General features: G+C 71.6%; 13 protein-coding genes, 5 tRNA genes and 1 pseudogene. 5 read left to right on the top strand and 14 right to left on the bottom strand.

All coding sequences use genetic code 11. The annotated features are described in order from the left end of the window. Nucleotides 1-91: 91 nt before the first annotated feature. Both AB0D10_RS29710 and AB0D10_RS29705 read right to left on the bottom strand, forming a co-directional pair. On the bottom strand, nt 92-1,096 hold the full coding sequence (locus tag AB0D10_RS29710) for an NAD(P)H-dependent glycerol-3-phosphate dehydrogenase (RefSeq protein WP_360262030.1): 1,005 nt from the start codon (nt 1,094-1,096) through the stop codon (nt 92-94). After that, the gene (locus tag AB0D10_RS29705; protein WP_360262029.1) at nt 1,093-1,923 is read right to left on the bottom strand and encodes a lysophospholipid acyltransferase family protein; all 831 of its coding nucleotides are present in this window, start codon (nt 1,921-1,923) and stop codon (nt 1,093-1,095) included. The genes AB0D10_RS29710 and AB0D10_RS29705 overlap by 4 nt, the downstream gene beginning before the upstream one ends. Nucleotides 1,924-2,156: 233 nt before the next feature. On the opposite strand from AB0D10_RS29705, the gene cofC reads away from it, so the two are divergent. Both cofC and AB0D10_RS29695 read left to right on the top strand, forming a co-directional pair. Then, the gene (cofC, locus tag AB0D10_RS29700; RefSeq protein WP_360262028.1) at nt 2,157-2,840 is read left to right on the top strand and encodes a 2-phospho-L-lactate guanylyltransferase; all 684 of its coding nucleotides are present in this window, start codon (nt 2,157-2,159) and stop codon (nt 2,838-2,840) included. A gap of 61 nt (nt 2,841-2,901) precedes the next feature. Beyond that, the gene (locus AB0D10_RS29695; RefSeq protein ID WP_360262027.1) at nt 2,902-3,123 is read left to right on the top strand and encodes a hypothetical protein; all 222 of its coding nucleotides are present in this window, start codon (nt 2,902-2,904) and stop codon (nt 3,121-3,123) included. Nucleotides 3,124-3,306: 183 nt separating this feature from the next. Here AB0D10_RS29695 and AB0D10_RS29690 read toward each other — a convergent pair whose 3' ends face one another. The 4 genes from AB0D10_RS29690 to leuC all read right to left on the bottom strand — a co-directional run bounded on the left by AB0D10_RS29690 (nt 3,307) and on the right by leuC (nt 6,741). After that, complete coding sequence (locus AB0D10_RS29690) at nt 3,307-4,038, bottom strand: HU family DNA-binding protein (protein ID WP_360262026.1); 732 nt, start codon at nt 4,036-4,038, stop codon at nt 3,307-3,309. Between the two features lie 133 nt (nt 4,039-4,171). After that, the gene (locus AB0D10_RS29685; protein WP_051830052.1) at nt 4,172-4,360 is read right to left on the bottom strand and encodes a hypothetical protein; all 189 of its coding nucleotides are present in this window, start codon (nt 4,358-4,360) and stop codon (nt 4,172-4,174) included. A 341-nt stretch (nt 4,361-4,701) separates the two neighbouring features. Beyond that, the gene (gene leuD, locus AB0D10_RS29680; protein WP_360262025.1) at nt 4,702-5,298 is read right to left on the bottom strand and encodes a 3-isopropylmalate dehydratase small subunit; all 597 of its coding nucleotides are present in this window, start codon (nt 5,296-5,298) and stop codon (nt 4,702-4,704) included. A gap of 3 nt (nt 5,299-5,301) precedes the next feature. Continuing rightward, nucleotides 5,302-6,741 carry a 3-isopropylmalate dehydratase large subunit gene (gene leuC, locus AB0D10_RS29675; RefSeq protein WP_360262024.1) on the bottom strand — a complete coding sequence of 480 codons (1,440 nt, stop codon included), beginning with the start codon at nt 6,739-6,741 and terminating at the stop codon, nt 5,302-5,304. A 234-nt stretch (nt 6,742-6,975) separates the two neighbouring features. Between leuC and AB0D10_RS29670 the strand changes: the two genes are divergently transcribed. Continuing rightward, nucleotides 6,976-7,689 (top strand): IclR family transcriptional regulator, encoded by a 714-nt coding sequence (locus AB0D10_RS29670; RefSeq protein WP_030246527.1) that lies wholly within the window; start codon nt 6,976-6,978, stop codon nt 7,687-7,689. Between the two features lie 151 nt (nt 7,690-7,840). Here AB0D10_RS29670 and AB0D10_RS29665 read toward each other — a convergent pair. From AB0D10_RS29665 to AB0D10_RS29630, 8 genes are all read right to left on the bottom strand, one after another. Beyond that, a tRNA-Gln gene (locus tag AB0D10_RS29665) sits at nt 7,841-7,915 on the bottom strand. A gap of 50 nt (nt 7,916-7,965) precedes the next feature. After that, a tRNA-Glu gene (locus AB0D10_RS29660) sits at nt 7,966-8,038 on the bottom strand. A 26-nt stretch (nt 8,039-8,064) separates the two neighbouring features. Then, a tRNA-Glu gene (locus AB0D10_RS29655) sits at nt 8,065-8,137 on the bottom strand. 27 nt (nt 8,138-8,164) lie between these two features. After that, nucleotides 8,165-8,237, bottom strand: a tRNA-Glu gene (locus AB0D10_RS29650). Nucleotides 8,238-8,283: 46 nt separating this feature from the next. Continuing rightward, nucleotides 8,284-8,355 (bottom strand) — tRNA-Gln (locus AB0D10_RS29645). 239 nt (nt 8,356-8,594) lie between these two features. After that, complete coding sequence (gene gltX / locus AB0D10_RS29640) at nt 8,595-10,094, bottom strand: glutamate--tRNA ligase (RefSeq protein WP_360262023.1); 1,500 nt, start codon at nt 10,092-10,094, stop codon at nt 8,595-8,597. Beyond that, on the bottom strand, nt 10,087-10,887 hold the full coding sequence (locus tag AB0D10_RS29635) for a fumarylacetoacetate hydrolase family protein (RefSeq protein ID WP_360262022.1): 801 nt from the start codon (nt 10,885-10,887) through the stop codon (nt 10,087-10,089). Before AB0D10_RS29635 ends, gltX begins: the two co-directional genes overlap by 8 nt. Before the next feature lie 254 nt (nt 10,888-11,141). Further along, nucleotides 11,142-11,408, bottom strand: a complete 267-nt coding sequence (locus AB0D10_RS29630) for a hypothetical protein (protein WP_360262021.1) — start codon at nt 11,406-11,408, stop codon at nt 11,142-11,144. Between the two features lie 591 nt (nt 11,409-11,999). Here AB0D10_RS29630 and AB0D10_RS29625 point away from each other — a divergent pair. Both AB0D10_RS29625 and AB0D10_RS29620 read left to right on the top strand, forming a co-directional pair. Continuing rightward, nucleotides 12,000-15,797 carry a nitrate- and nitrite sensing domain-containing protein gene (locus AB0D10_RS29625; RefSeq protein WP_360262020.1) on the top strand — a complete coding sequence of 1,266 codons (3,798 nt, stop codon included), beginning with the start codon at nt 12,000-12,002 and terminating at the stop codon, nt 15,795-15,797. Between the two features lie 10 nt (nt 15,798-15,807). Beyond that, nucleotides 15,808-15,877, top strand: a pseudogene (locus tag AB0D10_RS29620) (roadblock/LC7 domain-containing protein); the annotation flags it as partial.

Raw genomic sequence — 15,877 nt, 5'->3', positions numbered from 1 at the left:
GTTTGAGACTACCGTGCGACGTGTTTCCGGGACGTCAGCCGCCCCGGTGTCCCCGCTCGCCCGGGTCGCGGCGGCCCGGGCGCCTCCCCGGTCAGCGCCGCCGCTCCGCCTTCGCCGAGCGCGACATCAGCGTCTGCAGCGCCTCCTGGGTCGGCCGCCCGTTGTGCACGACGTCCACCACGGCTTCGACGATCGGCATGTCGACGCCGTTGCGCCGGGCCAGGTCCAGCACGGACTCGCAGGACTTGACGCCCTCGGCGGTCTGCCGGGTGGCCGCGATGGTCTCCGCGAGCGACATGCCGCGGCCGAGGTTCATGCCGAAGGTGTTGTTGCGGGACAGCGGCGAGGAGCAGGTGGCGACCAGGTCGCCCATCCCGGCGAGCCCCGCGAAGGTGTGCGGGTCGGCGCCCAGCACCTCGCCGAGCCGGGTGGTCTCGGCCAGTCCGCGGGTGATCAGCGTCGCCTTGGTGTTGTCGCCCAGGCCCATGCCGGCCGCCATGCCGACCGCGAGGCCGATCACGTTCTTGACCGCGCCGCCGAGTTCGCAGCCCACCACGTCGGTGTTGGTGTACGGCCGGAAGTACGGTGTGTGGCAGGCCGCCTGGAGGCGCTTGGCGACCGCCTCGTCGCTGCAGGCGACGACACTGGCCGCGGGCTGCCGGTTGGCGATCTCCTTCGCCAGGTTGGGTCCGCTGACCACCGCGACGCGCTCCGGGCCGACCTTGGTGACCTCGTCGATCACCTCGCTCATCCGCTTGGCGGTGCCGAGTTCGATGCCCTTCATCAGGCTCACCAGCACGGTCTGCGGCTCGATCAGCGGCGTCCAGGCGGCCAGGTTGTCGCGCAGCGTCTGCGAGGGCACCACCAGCACCGCGAAGTCGGCACCGGCCAGCGCTTCGGCGGCGTCGGTGGTGGCCCGCACCGTGTCGGGCAGCCGGACGCCCGGCAGGTAGTCCGGGTTCTCGTGGGTGGAGTTGACGGCGTCCACCAGTTCCTGGCGGCGGGCCCAGAGCACGACCTCGCAGCCGGCGTCGGCGAGCACCATCGCGAACGCGGTGCCCCAGGAACCGGTCCCCATCACGGCGCAGCGGGTCACTTGCCGGCCTCCTCGGTGCCCGTGCCCCGCTCGCCCTTGGCGCGCCGGCGCTCGGCCAGCGCGGTGGCGGCGCGCTCCCGGGCGGCCTTGCGCATGTCGTAGCGCTCGGCCGGCGGCTGCTCGCCGCGGACTTCGGCCAGCACGGCGGTGATCGCGGTCATGATGTCCTCGGTGGCGTCGGAGAGCACCTGGGCGGTGAGTTCCTGGCCCTGGTACTTGCTCAGGTCGACCGCCGGACCGGCTGCGACGGTCACGCGGTGGCGCGGGAAGAGGTTGAACTTGCCCTTCCCGAAGCCGGACCGGCCGTACGGCGGGATGATCTCGTGCGCGCCCCAGTGGGCGACCGGGATGACCGGCGCGCCGGTCATCAGCGCGACCCGGGCGACACCGCTCTTGCCGGTCATCGGCCACAGGTCCGGGTCGCGGGTGAGCGTTCCCTCCGGGTAGAACTGCACGCACTGGCCGCTGTCGACGGCGTCGATCGCGGCCCGGAACGCCTGCGCGGCATCGGTCGACTCGCGGAACACCGGAATCTGACCGGTCTTGCGCAGCATGAATCCGATGAAGGGAATGGAGAACAACGAGGACTTGCCGAGAATGCGCGGCGGGCGACCACTGTTGTACTGCCAGTGCGCGTAGATCACCGGGTCGATGATCGAATTGTGGTTCACCGCGGCAATGAAGCCGCCTTGCTCGGGAATGTGCTCCCAGCCCCGCCAGTCGGGCTTCACCAGGGCGGTCGTCACCGGCTTCACCAGCACGGCCGCGAAGCGGTACCAGATGCCGTAGTCGGCGTTGCCGAACTTGGCGTACGAGCGGCGGGCCACCCCAGCTCCTTCTCATCCGATGCGGCGGCACGTGGAGTGCCGCGGTCATGGCCTCCCGGTGCCGCGCACCGGTGCCGGTGGTGCCCGGGCCACGGGCGCGGACCAGTGTCGCCCGCCCGCTCGCCGACTGTCGAGCGGCCGCGCCCGCCCGCCGGGCGGGCGTGATCAAACGCACGTCCGCACAGTTCGGACGGCCTGGCGAGGGCTCCGGGACCGGCGACACAATGACGCCGATGACCCAGGACACCGTACGCCCCAGCAGGCCCGCCGCGCCCGCCGCACCCACCGCCGGCTGGTCGCTGGTGCTTCCGCTCAAGCCGCTTCCCCTGGCGAAGAGCAGACTCGCCCCGTACGCCGGACCGCACCGGTCGGACCTGGCACTGTCCTTCGCGCTGGACACCGTCACCGCGGCACTGGCCACCCCGGGCGTCGCCCGGGTCCTGGTGGTCACCCCGGACGCCGTCGCCGGCGCCCGGCTGGCCGCGCTGGGCGCACTGGTGGTCGCCGACGAACCCGGCGGCGGTCTCAACCGGGCGCTGGCGCACGGCGCGTCGGCCGCCCGGGCGCTCGCCCCGGCGGCCCCGCTGGCCGCGCTCTCGGCCGACCTGCCGGCCCTGCGCCCGGCCGAACTGGCCCGGGTGCTCGGCTCGGTGCCGCCGGACGGCCGGGCCTTCCTGCCGGACTCTCCCGGCCTCGGCACCACCCTGCTCGCCTGCACCTCCGGGCGTCCGCTGTCCCCGGCCTTCGGGGACGGCTCGCGGGCCCGGCACGCGGCCGGCGGGGCGCTCGAACTGCGCCTCGCGGACGTGGAGTCGGTGCGCCGGGACGTCGACACCGGTGCCGACCTCAGCCAGGCCGCGTTGCTCGGCCTCGGTCCGCACACCAGCGCGCTGTTTGCCCGTCTGAACCCGTCCTGACCGGGTTCGGGGCCCGGGTCCGGTCCCGGGGTGGGCCCGGACCGCTCGCTATGCTGCTGACATGCAGGCCACCGCGTTCACCTTCGACCCCGCCACCCGGGCCGGCTCCGTGCTGCTCGACGACGGGACCCCGGTGCCGTTCGACGCGGCCGCCTTCGACGCCGGCGGCCTGCGGCTGCTGCGGCCCGGACAGCGGGTGCGGATCCGCACCGAGGGCACCGGCGGGGCCCGCCGGGTGGTCTTCGTGACGCTGCAGACCTTCCCCGACCCCGCCGAGGGCTGACGCCCGCACCGGCGCCCGTCCGCGGAAATCCTCCGGGCACCGACCATCCGGTCCCGCCTTGCGCCGTCGAATCCTGACTAAGCGCCCGGAAATCGAAAGAGCCGCGGCGACCGGTCTCCGCGAATTCGCGGGAGGGTGCCGCGGCTCTTGGCCGAAGGCCGTCCGAGGACGGTCGCGCGGGACTTACTTGGCAGAGGTCTTGCGCGCGGTGGTCTTGCGGGTGGCGGTCTTCTTCGCCGGAGCCGTCTTCTTGGCCGTGGCGGTCGCCTTCTTGGCGGTGGCCGTGGTCTTCTTGGCGGCAGCCGTGGTGGTCGCCTTCTTGGCGGCGGCCGTCTTCTTGGTCGCGGTCGCCGTGGTCTTCTTGGCGGCGGCCGTGGTCTTCGCGGCCGTGGTCTTGGCGGCGGTCTTCTTGGCGGTGGTCGCCTTCTTCGCGGCGGTGGCCGTGGTCTTCTTGGCGGCAGCCGTGGTGGCCGTCTTCTTGGCGGCGGCCTTCTTGGTGGCCGGAGCGGCGGCGGCAGCGGTGGCGGCGCGCTTGGTGGCGGCGCGCTTGGCGGCCGGGGTGGCGGCCACACCGGTCTTGCCCGGGGTGAGCGAGCCCTTGGGGGCCTTCTTCACCGAGGGGCCCTCCTTCGGCAGCTTCTTGCTGCCGCTGACCAGGTCCTTGAAGCCCTGGCCCGGACGGAAGCGGGGCACCGAGGTCTTCTTGACCTTGACCCGCTCGCCGGTCTGCGGGTTGCGGGCGAAGCGCGCGGAGCGCTCCACCTTCTCGAAGGTGCCGAAACCGGTGACCGAAACCCGGTCGCCGGCCACGACGGCACGGACCATGGTGTCGAGCACTGCGTCGACGGCCTCTGCGGCAGCCTTGCGACCGCCCAGCTGCTCGGCCACCGCTTCGACAAGCTGAGCCTTGTTCACGTCTTCCCCTTCGGAAACGGGCGCCGGATGATTCCATCCGTTCTTTTCGCACGTTAGGTATGTATCTGCGGACTTTCAATTACCAAACGCGCGAATCACCCTAGTGTCGCAATGGATTTGCGCGTCGGCGACCTCAGCCGAGCGGCGGGCGCCCCTCGTCGAGGTCATGTACAAAGCGACTCAACCGCCTTGCCGCCTCCGGAAGATCGCGCTTGGCGGTCTCGGTGACGATGAGGAGTTGACGAGTGAGAGCGGTCTTTGCATCGGCAGACACGTTCAGCGCATGCACGCGGGCGTGAGCTTGCTTCAACCGCTCGGCCACGAGCGCGTAGAGCGCTGCGACTTCCTGGTCGTCCGGCCCCTCAGCTGGCGCGGAGGTGACGTCCGGCCGGTCGTCAATTCGGCGTTCGGATGGCCGGCCCATGGAGTCCTCAGCCGCGGGTTCGCCGCCCGCGTACGGAGGTTCATGGTGCCGGTGCATGTACTGATTGTGCCATCTACCCGCAGTTGTACTTGCGCGGGGCCCTCTTCCGCAAAGCCAAATGGGCAATCCGGGGCGGGCCGCGGCGCTAACTCGCGCTCCGGAACGACGGATGGCCCGGCCCCCCCGAGGGGGGCGCGGGCCATCCGGTGGATCGTCAGAATGCTTGTTCTGAGGGGAACTCAGGCGACCGGCAGAGTACGGGGCTTGAAGCCCGGACGGGTCGCCTCGAAGGCCGCGATGTCGGCCTCGTTCTGCAGCGTGATGCTGATGTCGTCCAACCCGTTGAGCAGCCGCCACCGGACGTTGTCGTCCAGTTCGAAGGCCGCGGTGATGCCCTCGGCGCGCACTTCGCGTGCCTCCAGGTCAACTGTGATCTCGGCCGAAGGGTCACTCTCGGTGAGCGCCCAGAGCCGTTCCACGGTCTCCTGCGGCAGGACGACCGTCAGCAGGCCGTTCTTGAGGGAGTTGCCCCGGAAGATGTCGGCGAAGCGCGACGAGACGACCGCGTGGAAGCCGTAGTTCTGCAGTGCCCAGACGGCGTGCTCGCGGGAGGAGCCGGTGCCGAACTCCGGGCCGGCCACCAGGACCGTGGCGCCCCGGCGCTCGGGCCGGTTGAGGATGAACGAGTCGTCCTTGCGCCAGGCCTCGAACAGCCCGTCCTCGAAACCGGATCGGGTGACCTTCTTGAGCCAGTGGGCGGGGATGATCTGGTCGGTGTCCACGTTGCTGCGGCGCAGCGGGACGGCCCGGCCGGTGTGGGTGGTGAACTTCTCCATGGCTCAGGCCTCCACGCTGTACTGGTTCGGGGAGTGGGTGTCGGCGGGCAGGTCCGCGGGGGCGGCGAGGCGGCCCAGCACGGCGGTCGCGGCGGCGACCTGCGGGGAGACCAGGTGGGTGCGGCCGCCCTTGCCCTGCCGGCCCTCGAAGTTGCGGTTCGAGGTGGAGGCGCAGCGCTCCCCCGGGGCGAGCTGGTCGGGGTTCATACCCAGGCACATCGAGCAGCCCGCGTGGCGCCACTCGGCGCCGGCCGCGGTGAACACCTTGTCCAGGCCCTCCTCGACGGCCTGCAGGGCGACCCGGACGGAGCCCGGGACCACCAGCATCCGCACGCCGTCGGCGACCCGGCGGCCCTCCAGCAGGGCGGCGGCGGCCCGCAGGTCCTCGATCCGGCCGTTGGTGCAGGAGCCGACGAACACGGCGTCGACCTTCACCTCGCGCAGCGGGGTGCCGGCCTCCAGGCCCATGTACGCCAGGGCGTTCTCGGCGGCCGCGCGCTCCTGCGGGTCGGCGAAGGACGCCGGGTCCGGCACGTTCGAGCCCAGCGGGGCGCCCTGACCGGGGTTGGTGCCCCAGGTGACGAACGGGCTCAGCTCGCTCGCGTCGATGAAGATCTCGTGGTCGAAGACCGCGTCCTCGTCGGTGACCAGGGTCTTCCAGTACTCGACGGCGGCGTCCCAGTCCTCGCCCTGCGGGGCGTGCGGACGGCCCTGGAGGTAGTCGAACGTGGTCTCGTCCGGGGCGATCATGCCGGCCCGGGCGCCGGCCTCGATCGACATGTTGCAGATGGTCATCCGGGCCTCCATGGACAGGCCCCGGATCGCCGAACCGCGGTACTCCAGGACGTAGCCCTGGCCGCCGCCGGTGCCGATCCGCGTGATCACGGCCAGGATCAGGTCCTTGGCGGTGACGCCTTCGGGCAGTTCGCCCTCGACGGTGATCGCCATGGTCCGGAACGGGGCCAGCGGCAGGGTCTGGGTGGCCAGCACGTGCTCGACCTGGCTGGTGCCGATGCCGAACGCCAGTGCGCCGAAGGCGCCGTGGGTGGAGGTGTGGGAGTCACCGCAGACCACGGTCATGCCGGGCTGGGTCAGGCCGAGCTGCGGGCCGACGACGTGCACGACGCCCTGCTCGACATCGCCGAGCGAGTGGATCCGGACGCCGAACTCGGCGGCGTTGCGGCGCAGGGTCTCCAGCTGCACCCGGGAGACCGGGTCCGCGATCGGCTTGTCGATGTCCAGGGTGGGGGTGTTGTGGTCCTCGGTGGCGATCGTCAGATCGGTGCGGCGGACCGCGCGCCCGGCCAGTCGCAGTCCGTCGAAGGCCTGCGGGCTGGTGACCTCGTGGAGCAGGTGCAGGTCGATGAAGAGGAGGTCGGGCTCGCCCTCCGCACGCCGCACGACGTGGTCGTCCCAGACCTTCTCTGCGAGTGTCCGTCCCATCGGATTCCCTCCAGCCGGCCGCGTTGCCGGCCTTCTCGTGTCGTCGAGGTCGCTGCGCGCTCCGCCCCCGCTGCGGGGCTCGTTCGCGCGACCTGCACGCCGGATCGCTGTCCACGATGCGGACACTCGGAGGAGGCCACATCCTGGATGTCTCCCGGGCTGCTGCATCCAGAGTGGCGCTTTTCCCGGAAGATTGAACTTGCGTCTCGCGGAATGAGACTGCAGTCTTAGGGCATGGACAACACTAGCGGCGTCGGCGTTCTCGACAAGGCCGCTCTGGTGCTGAGCGCACTGGAGTCGGGCCCCGCCACGTTGGCGGGGCTGGTCGCCGCCACCGGTCTGGCGCGCCCCACGGCCCACCGACTCGCCGTCGCACTCGAACACCACCGCCTGGTCACCAGGGACATGCAGGGGCGCTTCATCCTCGGCCCCCGCCTGTCCGAACTCTCCGCCGCGGCGGGCGAGGACCGGCTGCTCGCCACCGCGGGCCCGGTCCTGACCCACCTGCGCGATGTCACCGGCGAGAGCGCACAGCTCTACCGCCGCCAGGGCGAGATGCGGATCTGCGTGGCCGCCGCCGAGCGGCTCTCCGGCCTCCGGGACACCGTCCCGGTCGGCAGCACCCTGCCGATGAAGGCCGGCTCGGCCGCCCAGGTCCTGCTCGCCTGGGAGGAGCCCGAGCGGCTCCACCGCGGCCTGCAGGGCGCCCGCTTCACCGCCACCGCGCTGAGCGGCGTCCGGCGGCGCGGCTGGGCCCAGTCGATCGGCGAGCGCGAGCCCGGCGTCGCGTCGGTCTCCGCGCCCGTCCGCGGCCCCTCCAACCGCGTGGTGGCCGCCGTGTCGGTGTCCGGCCCGATCGAGCGGCTGACCCGCCACCCCGGCCGCCTGCACGCCCAGGCCATCATCGAGGCTGCGAACCGGCTCACCGAGGCCCTCCGCCGCAGCTGACCCCCTCCCGCTGCCCCGGCGTTCCCCCACCCGCCCCCCACCGACCGCCCCCACGAAAGCCGGAAGGGCCCCGCTCGAATCGAGCGGGGCCCTTCGGCGCTTTCCTCACGGAAAACAAAAAAGACCCCGGAAACCGGGGCCTTCCTCTGACTGGCTGGGGTACCAGGACTCGAACCTAGACTAAATGAACCAGAATCACTCGTGCTGCCAATTACACCATACCCCAACACAAAGCAAGGGCCGATGGGCGAGCCCACCGGCTTCCTGCTCTGAGAGTACCCCCGACCGGATTCGAACCGGCGCTACTGCCGTGAGAGGGCAGCGTGCTAGGCCGCTACACAACGGGGGCTTCCTGGCGATCCCTTGCGGGATCCGTACCCCCGACCGGATTCGAACCGGCGCTACTGCCGTGAGAGGGCAGCGTGCTAGGCCGCTACACAACGGGGGCTTTCCAGGTGATCCCTTGCGGGATCCGTACCCCCGACCGGATTCGAACCGGCGCTACTGCCGTGAGAGGGCAGCGTGCTAGGCCGCTACACAACGGGGGCTTGATCTTCATTTGTACTGCCGTACTGCTGTTACTGCGGTACTGCGCTGGGGTACCAGGACTCGAACCTAGACTAAATGAACCAGAATCACTCGTGCTGCCAATTACACCATACCCCACCAGAGTTGAACCCTCGTCGGGCCCTTCTCAGGCGTTGCGCCTCTCGTTCGGTCCCGGCCGGGGGGCTTTCGCTCCCTCGTCCGTTCCCTCCCGGGCGGCGCAGAAAGAACATTACCCGACGTCTGCCCTGGCTCCAAAATCGATAACCCCAGGCAGCGGCCAGGAGGCCGGCGGACGGCCTCCGGGTGCGCCGCGGGCCCGGCACGAAGCCGGGCCCGCGGCCTGCACGGCCACCCGCTCAGGCGGCCGGCAGGGCGTCCAGGGACGAGCGCAGGCGGCGCAGCGTCTCGGGGCGGCCGAGGAGCTCCATGGACTCGAAGAGCGGCGGCGAGACCCGGCGGCCGGTGACGGCCACCCGCAGCGGCGTGAAGGCGAACTTGGGCTTGATGCCCAGCCCGTCCACCAGCGCAGCGCGCAGCGCGGCCTGGATCGGCTCCGGGGTGAAGTCCGCGAGGTCCTCCAGCGCCTTGATGCTGGCCTCCAGCACCGGGCGGGCGTCCGCGGTCAGCACCTTGGCGGCGTCGTCGGGGTCGACGGCGAACTTCTCCGGCGCCACGAACAGGAAACCGGCCATGTTCACGATCTCGCTCAGCACGACCATCCGCTCCTGGGTGAGCGGCGCGACCTTGGCGAGCACGTCCAGCTGCTCCGCGGTCGGCTCGGCCGGCAGCAGCTCCGCGGCCTGCAGGAACGGCACCAGGCGCCCGGCGAAGTCCTCCGGGGCCAGCTTGCGGACGTGCTCGGCGTTGATCGCCTCGCACTTCTTCAGGTCGAAGCGGGCCGGGTTGGCGTTCACCTTGGCGATGTCGAAAGCGGCGACCATCTCGTCGATGTCGAAGAGGTCCCGGTCCTCGGCCAGCGACCAGCCCAGCAGCGACAGGTAGTTGAGCAGGCCCTCGGGGATGAAGCCGCGCTCGCGGTACAGGTTGAGCGAGGCCTGCGGGTCGCGCTTGGAGAGCTTCTTGTTGCCCTCGCCCATCACGTACGGCAGGTGGCCGAAGCGCGGGGTGGTGCCGCTGCCGACGCCGATCTCGGCGAGCGCGGCGTACAGCGCGACCTGCCGCGGGGTGGAGGACAGCAGGTCCTCGCCGCGCAGCACGTGGGTGATGCCCATCAGGGCGTCGTCCACCGGGTTGACCAGGGTGTACAGCGGGGCGCCGTTGGCGCGGACGATGCCGTAGTCCGGCACGTTCTCCGGCTCGAAGGTGAGCGTGCCGCGGACCAGGTCGTCGAAGGAGATGGTCTTGTCGGGCATCCGGAAGCGCAGGATCGGCTCGCGCTTCTCCAGCTTGTAGACCGCGACCTGGTCGTCGGTCAGGTCCCGGCAGTGCCCGTCGTAGCCGGACGGCTTGCCGGCCGCGCGGGCGGCCTCGCGGCGGGCGTCCAGCTCCTCGGTGCTGCAGTAGCAGTGGTACGCGTGGCCGGCCTCGTGCAGGCGCCGGGCGACGTCGGCGTAGATGTCCATCCGCTGCGACTGGCGGTACGGCTCGTGCGGGCCGCCGACCTCCGGGCCCTCGTCCCAGTCGAAGCCGAGCCAGCGCATGGCGTCGAGCAGCTGGCCGTACGACTCCTCGGAGTCGCGGGCGGAGTCGGTGTCCTCGATCCGGAAGACCAGCGTGCCGCCGTTGTGGCGGGCGAAGGCCCAGTTGAAGAGGGCGGTGCGGACCAGGCCCACGTGGGGGTTGCCGGTCGGGGACGGACAGAAGCGAACCCGGACGGCCGGGTCAGTGTTAGCCACGCTTGATCACCTTGTTGGCGAGAGTGCCGATGCCTTCGATGGAGACGGCGACCTCGTCGCCGACGTTGAGGGGGCCCACCCCTGCGGGTGTGCCGGTGAGGATGACGTCGCCGGGCAGCAGCGTCATGGCCTCGGAGATGTGGACGATCAGCTCGGCGACCGAGCGGACCATCAGGGAGGTGCGGCCGGTCTGGCGGAGCTCGCCGTTGACCGTGCAGGTGACGGCCAGGTCGGCCGGGTCGAGGTCGGTCTCGATCCACGGACCCAGCGGGCAGGAGGTGTCGAAGCCCTTGGCCCGGGCCCACTGGCCCTCGCGCTGCTGCACGTCGCGGGCGGTGACGTCGTTGGCGCAGGTGTAGCCGAGGATCACCTCGGGCACCCGGTCCAGCGGGACCTCGCGACACATCCGGCCGATCACCACGGCGAGTTCGGCCTCGTACTGGACGTCCGAGGAGAACGGCGGGTACGCGATGCTCTCGGTCGGGCCGATCACCGCGGTGGACGGCTTGAAGAAGGTCAGCGGGACGTCCGGGACCCGGTTGCCCAGTTCCTCGGCGTGCGCCGCGTAGTTGCGGCCGACCGCCACGATCTTGTTGGGGAGCATCGGGCTGAGCAGCCGGACGTCCTGGAAGCGGTAACTCTCGCCGGTGGGCTGGGGCTGGCCGAACGGGTGGCCGGCCAGCGCGTGGACGACCAGCGAGTCGGGCTGGGAAGGATCGCCCTCCACCACGCCGAAGGAGACGCTGCCGGCGGCAGGGCTTCCTTCCCGGACGGAAAACCTGGCAATGCGCACGGCTGGGATACCCCTCGCTTCGTCGGCCGCCCGGGGCGCGCCCGGGCGCTGGTGGGCGCCCCGCCCACGGTGGGCGCGGCCCCGTCAATCGGCCTCCAGGCTATCGCGTGGGGCCCCGCCTGACCGCTTTGCCCCTGTTCAGCGCGGTTGGGGCGAAAGCGGCGAGCGGACGTGCACCCGCCCCGGAGGCGAACAGCAGAAGGCGCCGCCGCCACGTCGGTGGCGACGGCGCCTTCCGGCGTACGCGCGTGCGGTCAGTCCGCCAGGACGACGACCGGGGCGACCATCAGCTGGATGCGGCGCGGGTTGGCGGTGCTGGCCGGCAGTTCGGCGCCGTAGGTCACGACGTCCTCGGGCTTGCGGGCGCCGGGGATCTTGCTGAAGTCCTCGACCGAGGCCAGCGTCGTCCGGCGCGGGTTCGCGGTGGAGCGGCAGGACAGCGTGGACTTGGTGGCGTTCTTCGCCTGGGACATCGAGAGCACCTCGTGGTCGTGGCCGGGCGATCCGCGGCGGATCGGCACCGGCCTGAGTGATTCCGATTGATTCGGAGGGGTTCTGGGCAGGCTGATCGGGGCCGTGCTCCGGAGACTGCCCAGGTTACGAGATCTCTTTCCATAGAGACCGTGACCAAAGCTACACATTAGACTGTGATTTTGGTCACAATATATCGAGCAAAACTCAGATATCCGACATATCGCCGTACCGGAATTTTCCGACATCCGGCCGATAAGGGGCATTCCGGAAGGTCTGTGACTCTTTTCGATCTACGGTCGGGTTGGCATGTATCCGGCGAGTGTCCGAAAAAGGCGGTATTCCGGTCCGGTTACCGCACAGTCCGTGAGATTCCGCAAGCGGTCGGTAGCGCCGGGCGCCCGGTTCCTGCGGCCCTTGTTGGGATTCCCCGGCTGTGCTGGAATGCGACGGACCGTGGGTAGGGAGTGGTCCACCCCGGTGACCCGCTCTCCCGGACCGGCCGGGGTGCGGATGGAAACTCGACACCGTCCAGGCCGTGGCAACGCGGCGGGACGCCCGGTCCAGAGGTTGCGACGCCAGTGCAGGGACGTTTCAAAAGGGGTAGCGGCGCCGCGGGTAACCCGGAGTCGCGCGAGCCTGTGGCAGCCCCCCAGCAGGCGGCGGCGCCGGGCGGCCCGGCCGATCCGATGACGCCCGAGGGCGTAGGCCGACCGGAGGAGGACGGTCAGGAGCGGAAGTCCACCCGCGACAAACTCCGCACCTCCCTGACCCGACGCCGGGCCACCGGTCTGAACCGGCTCGCGATGCGCAACTGGCGCATCCGCACCCGTCTGATCGCCCTGCTCGCCCTCCCCGTCCTGGTCTCGCTGGTCCTCGGTGGCCTGCGCATCCAGAGCTCGATGGAGAACTCGCAGCAACTCGCCCAGATGGCCAACCTGTCCGACCTGGCCAAGAAGGCGACCAACCTCGCGGACGCGCTGCAGACCGAGCGCGACATCAGCGCCGGTCCGATGACGCACGAGCCGAACGCCCAGCTGGACGACGACATCGTCGCCGCCCGCAAGGCCACCGACGAGCTGAGCCGCACCTTCACCGCGTCCTCCGACAAGTTCGAGAACCTCGAACTGTCCGGCGGAAAGGCGCTGCTGCTGCAGATCCGCCGCGACCTGAACTCGGTCTCGGACACCCGCAGCCTGCCGTACCAGAACAACCAGAACATCCAGTCGACGATCACCGCCTACGACGTGATCATCCGCGACCTGCTGTCCATCTCCCAGGACATCGCGCTCGCGTCGAACAACAAGGACCTGGTCGTCTCCACCCGCGCACTGCAGCAGTTCTCGCTCGCCAAGAACGCGACCTCGCAGCAGCGGGCCCTGATCAGCGCCGCGCTCGCCAACCCCAAGGCACCCGACCTCAGCCTGAGCGACGAGTCCTTCGGTATCCGCCTGCGCCTCTCGTACGAGAACGCGGTCGCCAGCTTCAACAACATCTACACCGCGCACGACCTGGACAACCTGCGCAGCCAGCTGAGCTACAACTCGGTGGTCGCCGACGCCGACCGCTACGCCCAGACGATCCTCATCCAGGGCGGTATCCACCAGACCGAGGCGGTCAGCTACAAGGACTGGTACGAGAAGTCCAGCGCCAAGATCACCGCTGAGCGCCGGATCGAGTCCAAGCTCATCGAGAACCTCGACGGCAAGGCCCAGGACCTGCAGTCGCAGGCCGACACGGACGCCCTGATCATCGGTGTCGCCGTCGCCCTGGTGATGCTCGTCGCCCTCGGTGGCGCCGGTCTGATCGCCCGCTCGATGGTGCGCTCGCTGACCCGTCTGCAGGCCGCGGCCGAGGACGTCGCCGAGCGCCGCCTGCCCGAGCTGGTCAAGACCCTCTCGGAGAGCGACCCGCACGACGTCGACACCACGGTCGAGCCGGTCGCCGTCGACTCCACCGACGAGATCGGCCACGTGGCGCACGCGTTCGACATGGTGCACAGCGAGGCCGTCCGCCTGGCCGCCGAGCAGGCCCTCCTCCGCGGCAACATCAACGCGATGTTCACCAACCTCTCGCGCCGCAGCCAGGGCCTCATCCAGCGCCAGCTGTCGCTCATCTCCGAACTGGAGAGCCGCGAGGCGGACCCGGACCAGCTCGCCAACCTCTTCAAGCTGGACCACCTCGCGACCCGCATGCGCCGCAACGGCGAAAACCTCCTCGTCCTCGCCGGTGAGGACCCGGGCCGCCGTTGGACCCGCCCCGTCCCGCTGGTCGACGTGCTCCGCGCCGCCGCATCCGAGGTGGAGCAGTACGAGCGCATCGAGCTGGCCGCCGTCCCGTCGGCCGAGGTCGCCGGCCGCGTCGTCAACGACCTCGTCCACCTCCTCGCCGAGCTGCTGGAGAACGCCACCTCGTTCTCCAGCCCGCAGACCCGCGTCCGGGTCACCGGCCACGCGCTGCCGGACGGCCGCGTGCTGGTCGAGATCCACGACACCGGCATCGGCCTGAGCCCCGACGACCTCGCCGAGATCAACGAGCGCCTCGCCAACCCGCCGACGGTGGACGTCTCCGTCTCCCGCCGCATGGGCCTCTTCGTGGTCGGCCGTCTGTCGCTGCGTCACGGCATCCGCATCCAGCTCCGTCCCAGCGACTCCGGCGGCACCACCGCGCTGGTCATGCTCCCGGTGGACGTCACCAACTCCGGCGACCGCCGCGGCGCCGGCCGCCCCGGCTCCGCCCAGGGCAAGCAGCAGCGCGGGGTCACCCCGACGCCGCGTCAGCAGCGCCAGATGCCGCCCGGCCGCCAGGCCGGTCCGGCCGCGCTCGGCCAGGGTCCGGCCGGCGGTGCCCCGCAGGGCGGCCGTCCGCAGCTCGGCCAGGGCGGTCCGGCCGGTCCGGCGGGCCCGGGTGCTCCGGGTGCCCCCGGTGCTCCGGGTGCGCCCGGCGGCCCGGGTGCGCAGGCCGGTCCGGGTGCGCCCGGTGGCCGCGCCGGTGGTCTGCCGACCCGCCAGGTCGGCAAGGCCCTGCGCGAGAACCCGATGCCGCAGGGCAAGGGCAAGGGTCGACAGCCCGCGCAGCCGCAGCAGGCCCAGCAGGCTCCGCAGCAGCCCCAGCAGCCCCAGCAGCAGGCTCCCCAGCAGCCCCAGCAGCAGTCGCCGCAGGGCGGCCTGCCGCAGCGCACCCCGGGCCGCCAGGGTCCGCCGCAGACCGGCCAGACCGGCCAGACCGGCCAGACCGGCGCGAACGGCCTGCCCCGGCGCGGCCGCCAGCAGCAGCCCAGCCAGCCCCAGGCCGGCCAGCCCCAGCCGGGTCGGCAGCAGCCCGGCCAGGAACGGCAGCGCCCCGGTGGCGAGTTCGACGGCGGTCCGGGCCCCCGGACCGGCGAGCAGCCCCAGCACGGCCGCCCCGGCGGTCCCGGTGCTCCGCAGCAGGGCGCCCGTCCGGGCAACCGTCCGCAGGACGGCCTGCCGCAGCGAGCCCCCGGCCGTCAGGGCCCGGGTGCCCCGGGTGCCCCCGGTCGGCCCGGCGCCGCCCAGGGTCCGCGGCGTCCGCAGCGCCCCGGCCCGGACGCGCCGCAGCGTGACCGTCAGCCGCAGCTGCCGCAGCAGCAGTCCCAGCCCCAGCCCCAGCCCCAGCCGCTGCCGTCGGCCGAGCCCGCGCCGGTGGAGAGCACCCAGCAGTTCGCGCGTCCGCGCTTCGAGGCCAGCCAGATCGACCCGCGCGACCCGCTGGGCCTCGGCCTGGTCGAGCCGGTGCTGCCGAACGTGCCGAACCCGGCGCGTCCGGAGCCGGTGCGCCAGGAGCAGGCCCCGCAGCAGCCGCAGCCGCTGCCGTACCAGGAGCCGATGGCGCTGCCGACCGGCCCGTCCGCGGCCGCCGGCCAGCAGCCCGCCGACCAGCAGGCCTGGTACCCGCAGGGCGACGCCCAGCAGCAGGCGCGGCCGCGCTCCTACCAGCCGCGCCGGCCGGGTACCTCCGCGCCGGAGCTCCAGGAGCAGGGCCAGGCCCAGCAGCCTCCGCAGCAGCAGGCCGCCCGGCAGCAGGCCCCGCAGCAGCCGCAGGCCCCGCAGCAGCCGAGCCCCGACGACGCGCCGTGGCGCCCGTCCGCGAACGACGAGCGCTGGCGCCGCGCCGAGCAGGTGCGCGAGCCCTCGACCAACGGCGTGACCATGTCGGGCCTGCCCCGGCGGACCCCGCAGGCCAACCTGGTCTCCGGCACCGCCGAGGCGTCGCCGCTGACCGGGCCCCAGGTCTCCCGGGCCCCCGAGGAGGTCCGCGGCCGGCTGACCAACCTGCGCCGCGGCATCCAGCAGGGCCGCCGGGCCGGGGCCGAACAGGGCTCCAACCAGCAGGGCTTCCCGCATGGTGCCCAGCAGCCGGGATTCGATAGTTTCGGTGGCCGGACCGACGGCAACGGCGCAGATCACCAGGAGCGTTGAGTTGACTCAGATGAGCCAGGCCGCACAGAACCTGAACTGGCTGATCACCAATTTCGTGGACAACACCCCCGGGGTGTCCC

This window comes from Kitasatospora sp. NPDC048545 (assembly GCF_040651155.1).
Taxonomy (GTDB): Bacteria; Actinomycetota; Actinomycetes; order Streptomycetales; family Streptomycetaceae; genus Kitasatospora.
Note: the sequence above shows the minus strand (reverse complement) of the source record. Positions and strands in the feature narration are given on the sequence as shown.

Excerpts from the sequence above, each read along its gene's own strand:
- AB0D10_RS29695 (WP_360262027.1), top strand. The coding sequence starts at position 2,902 with ATGCAGGCCACCGCGTTCACCTTCGACCCCGCCACCCGGGCCGGCTCC.
- leuD (WP_360262025.1), bottom strand. The coding sequence starts at position 5,298 with ATGGAGAAGTTCACCACCCACACCGGCCGGGCCGTCCCGCTGCGCCGC.
- cofC (WP_360262028.1), top strand. The coding sequence starts at position 2,157 with ATGACCCAGGACACCGTACGCCCCAGCAGGCCCGCCGCGCCCGCCGCA.
- AB0D10_RS29670 (WP_030246527.1), top strand. The coding sequence starts at position 6,976 with ATGGACAACACTAGCGGCGTCGGCGTTCTCGACAAGGCCGCTCTGGTG.
- leuC (WP_360262024.1), bottom strand. The coding sequence starts at position 6,741 with ATGGGACGGACACTCGCAGAGAAGGTCTGGGACGACCACGTCGTGCGG.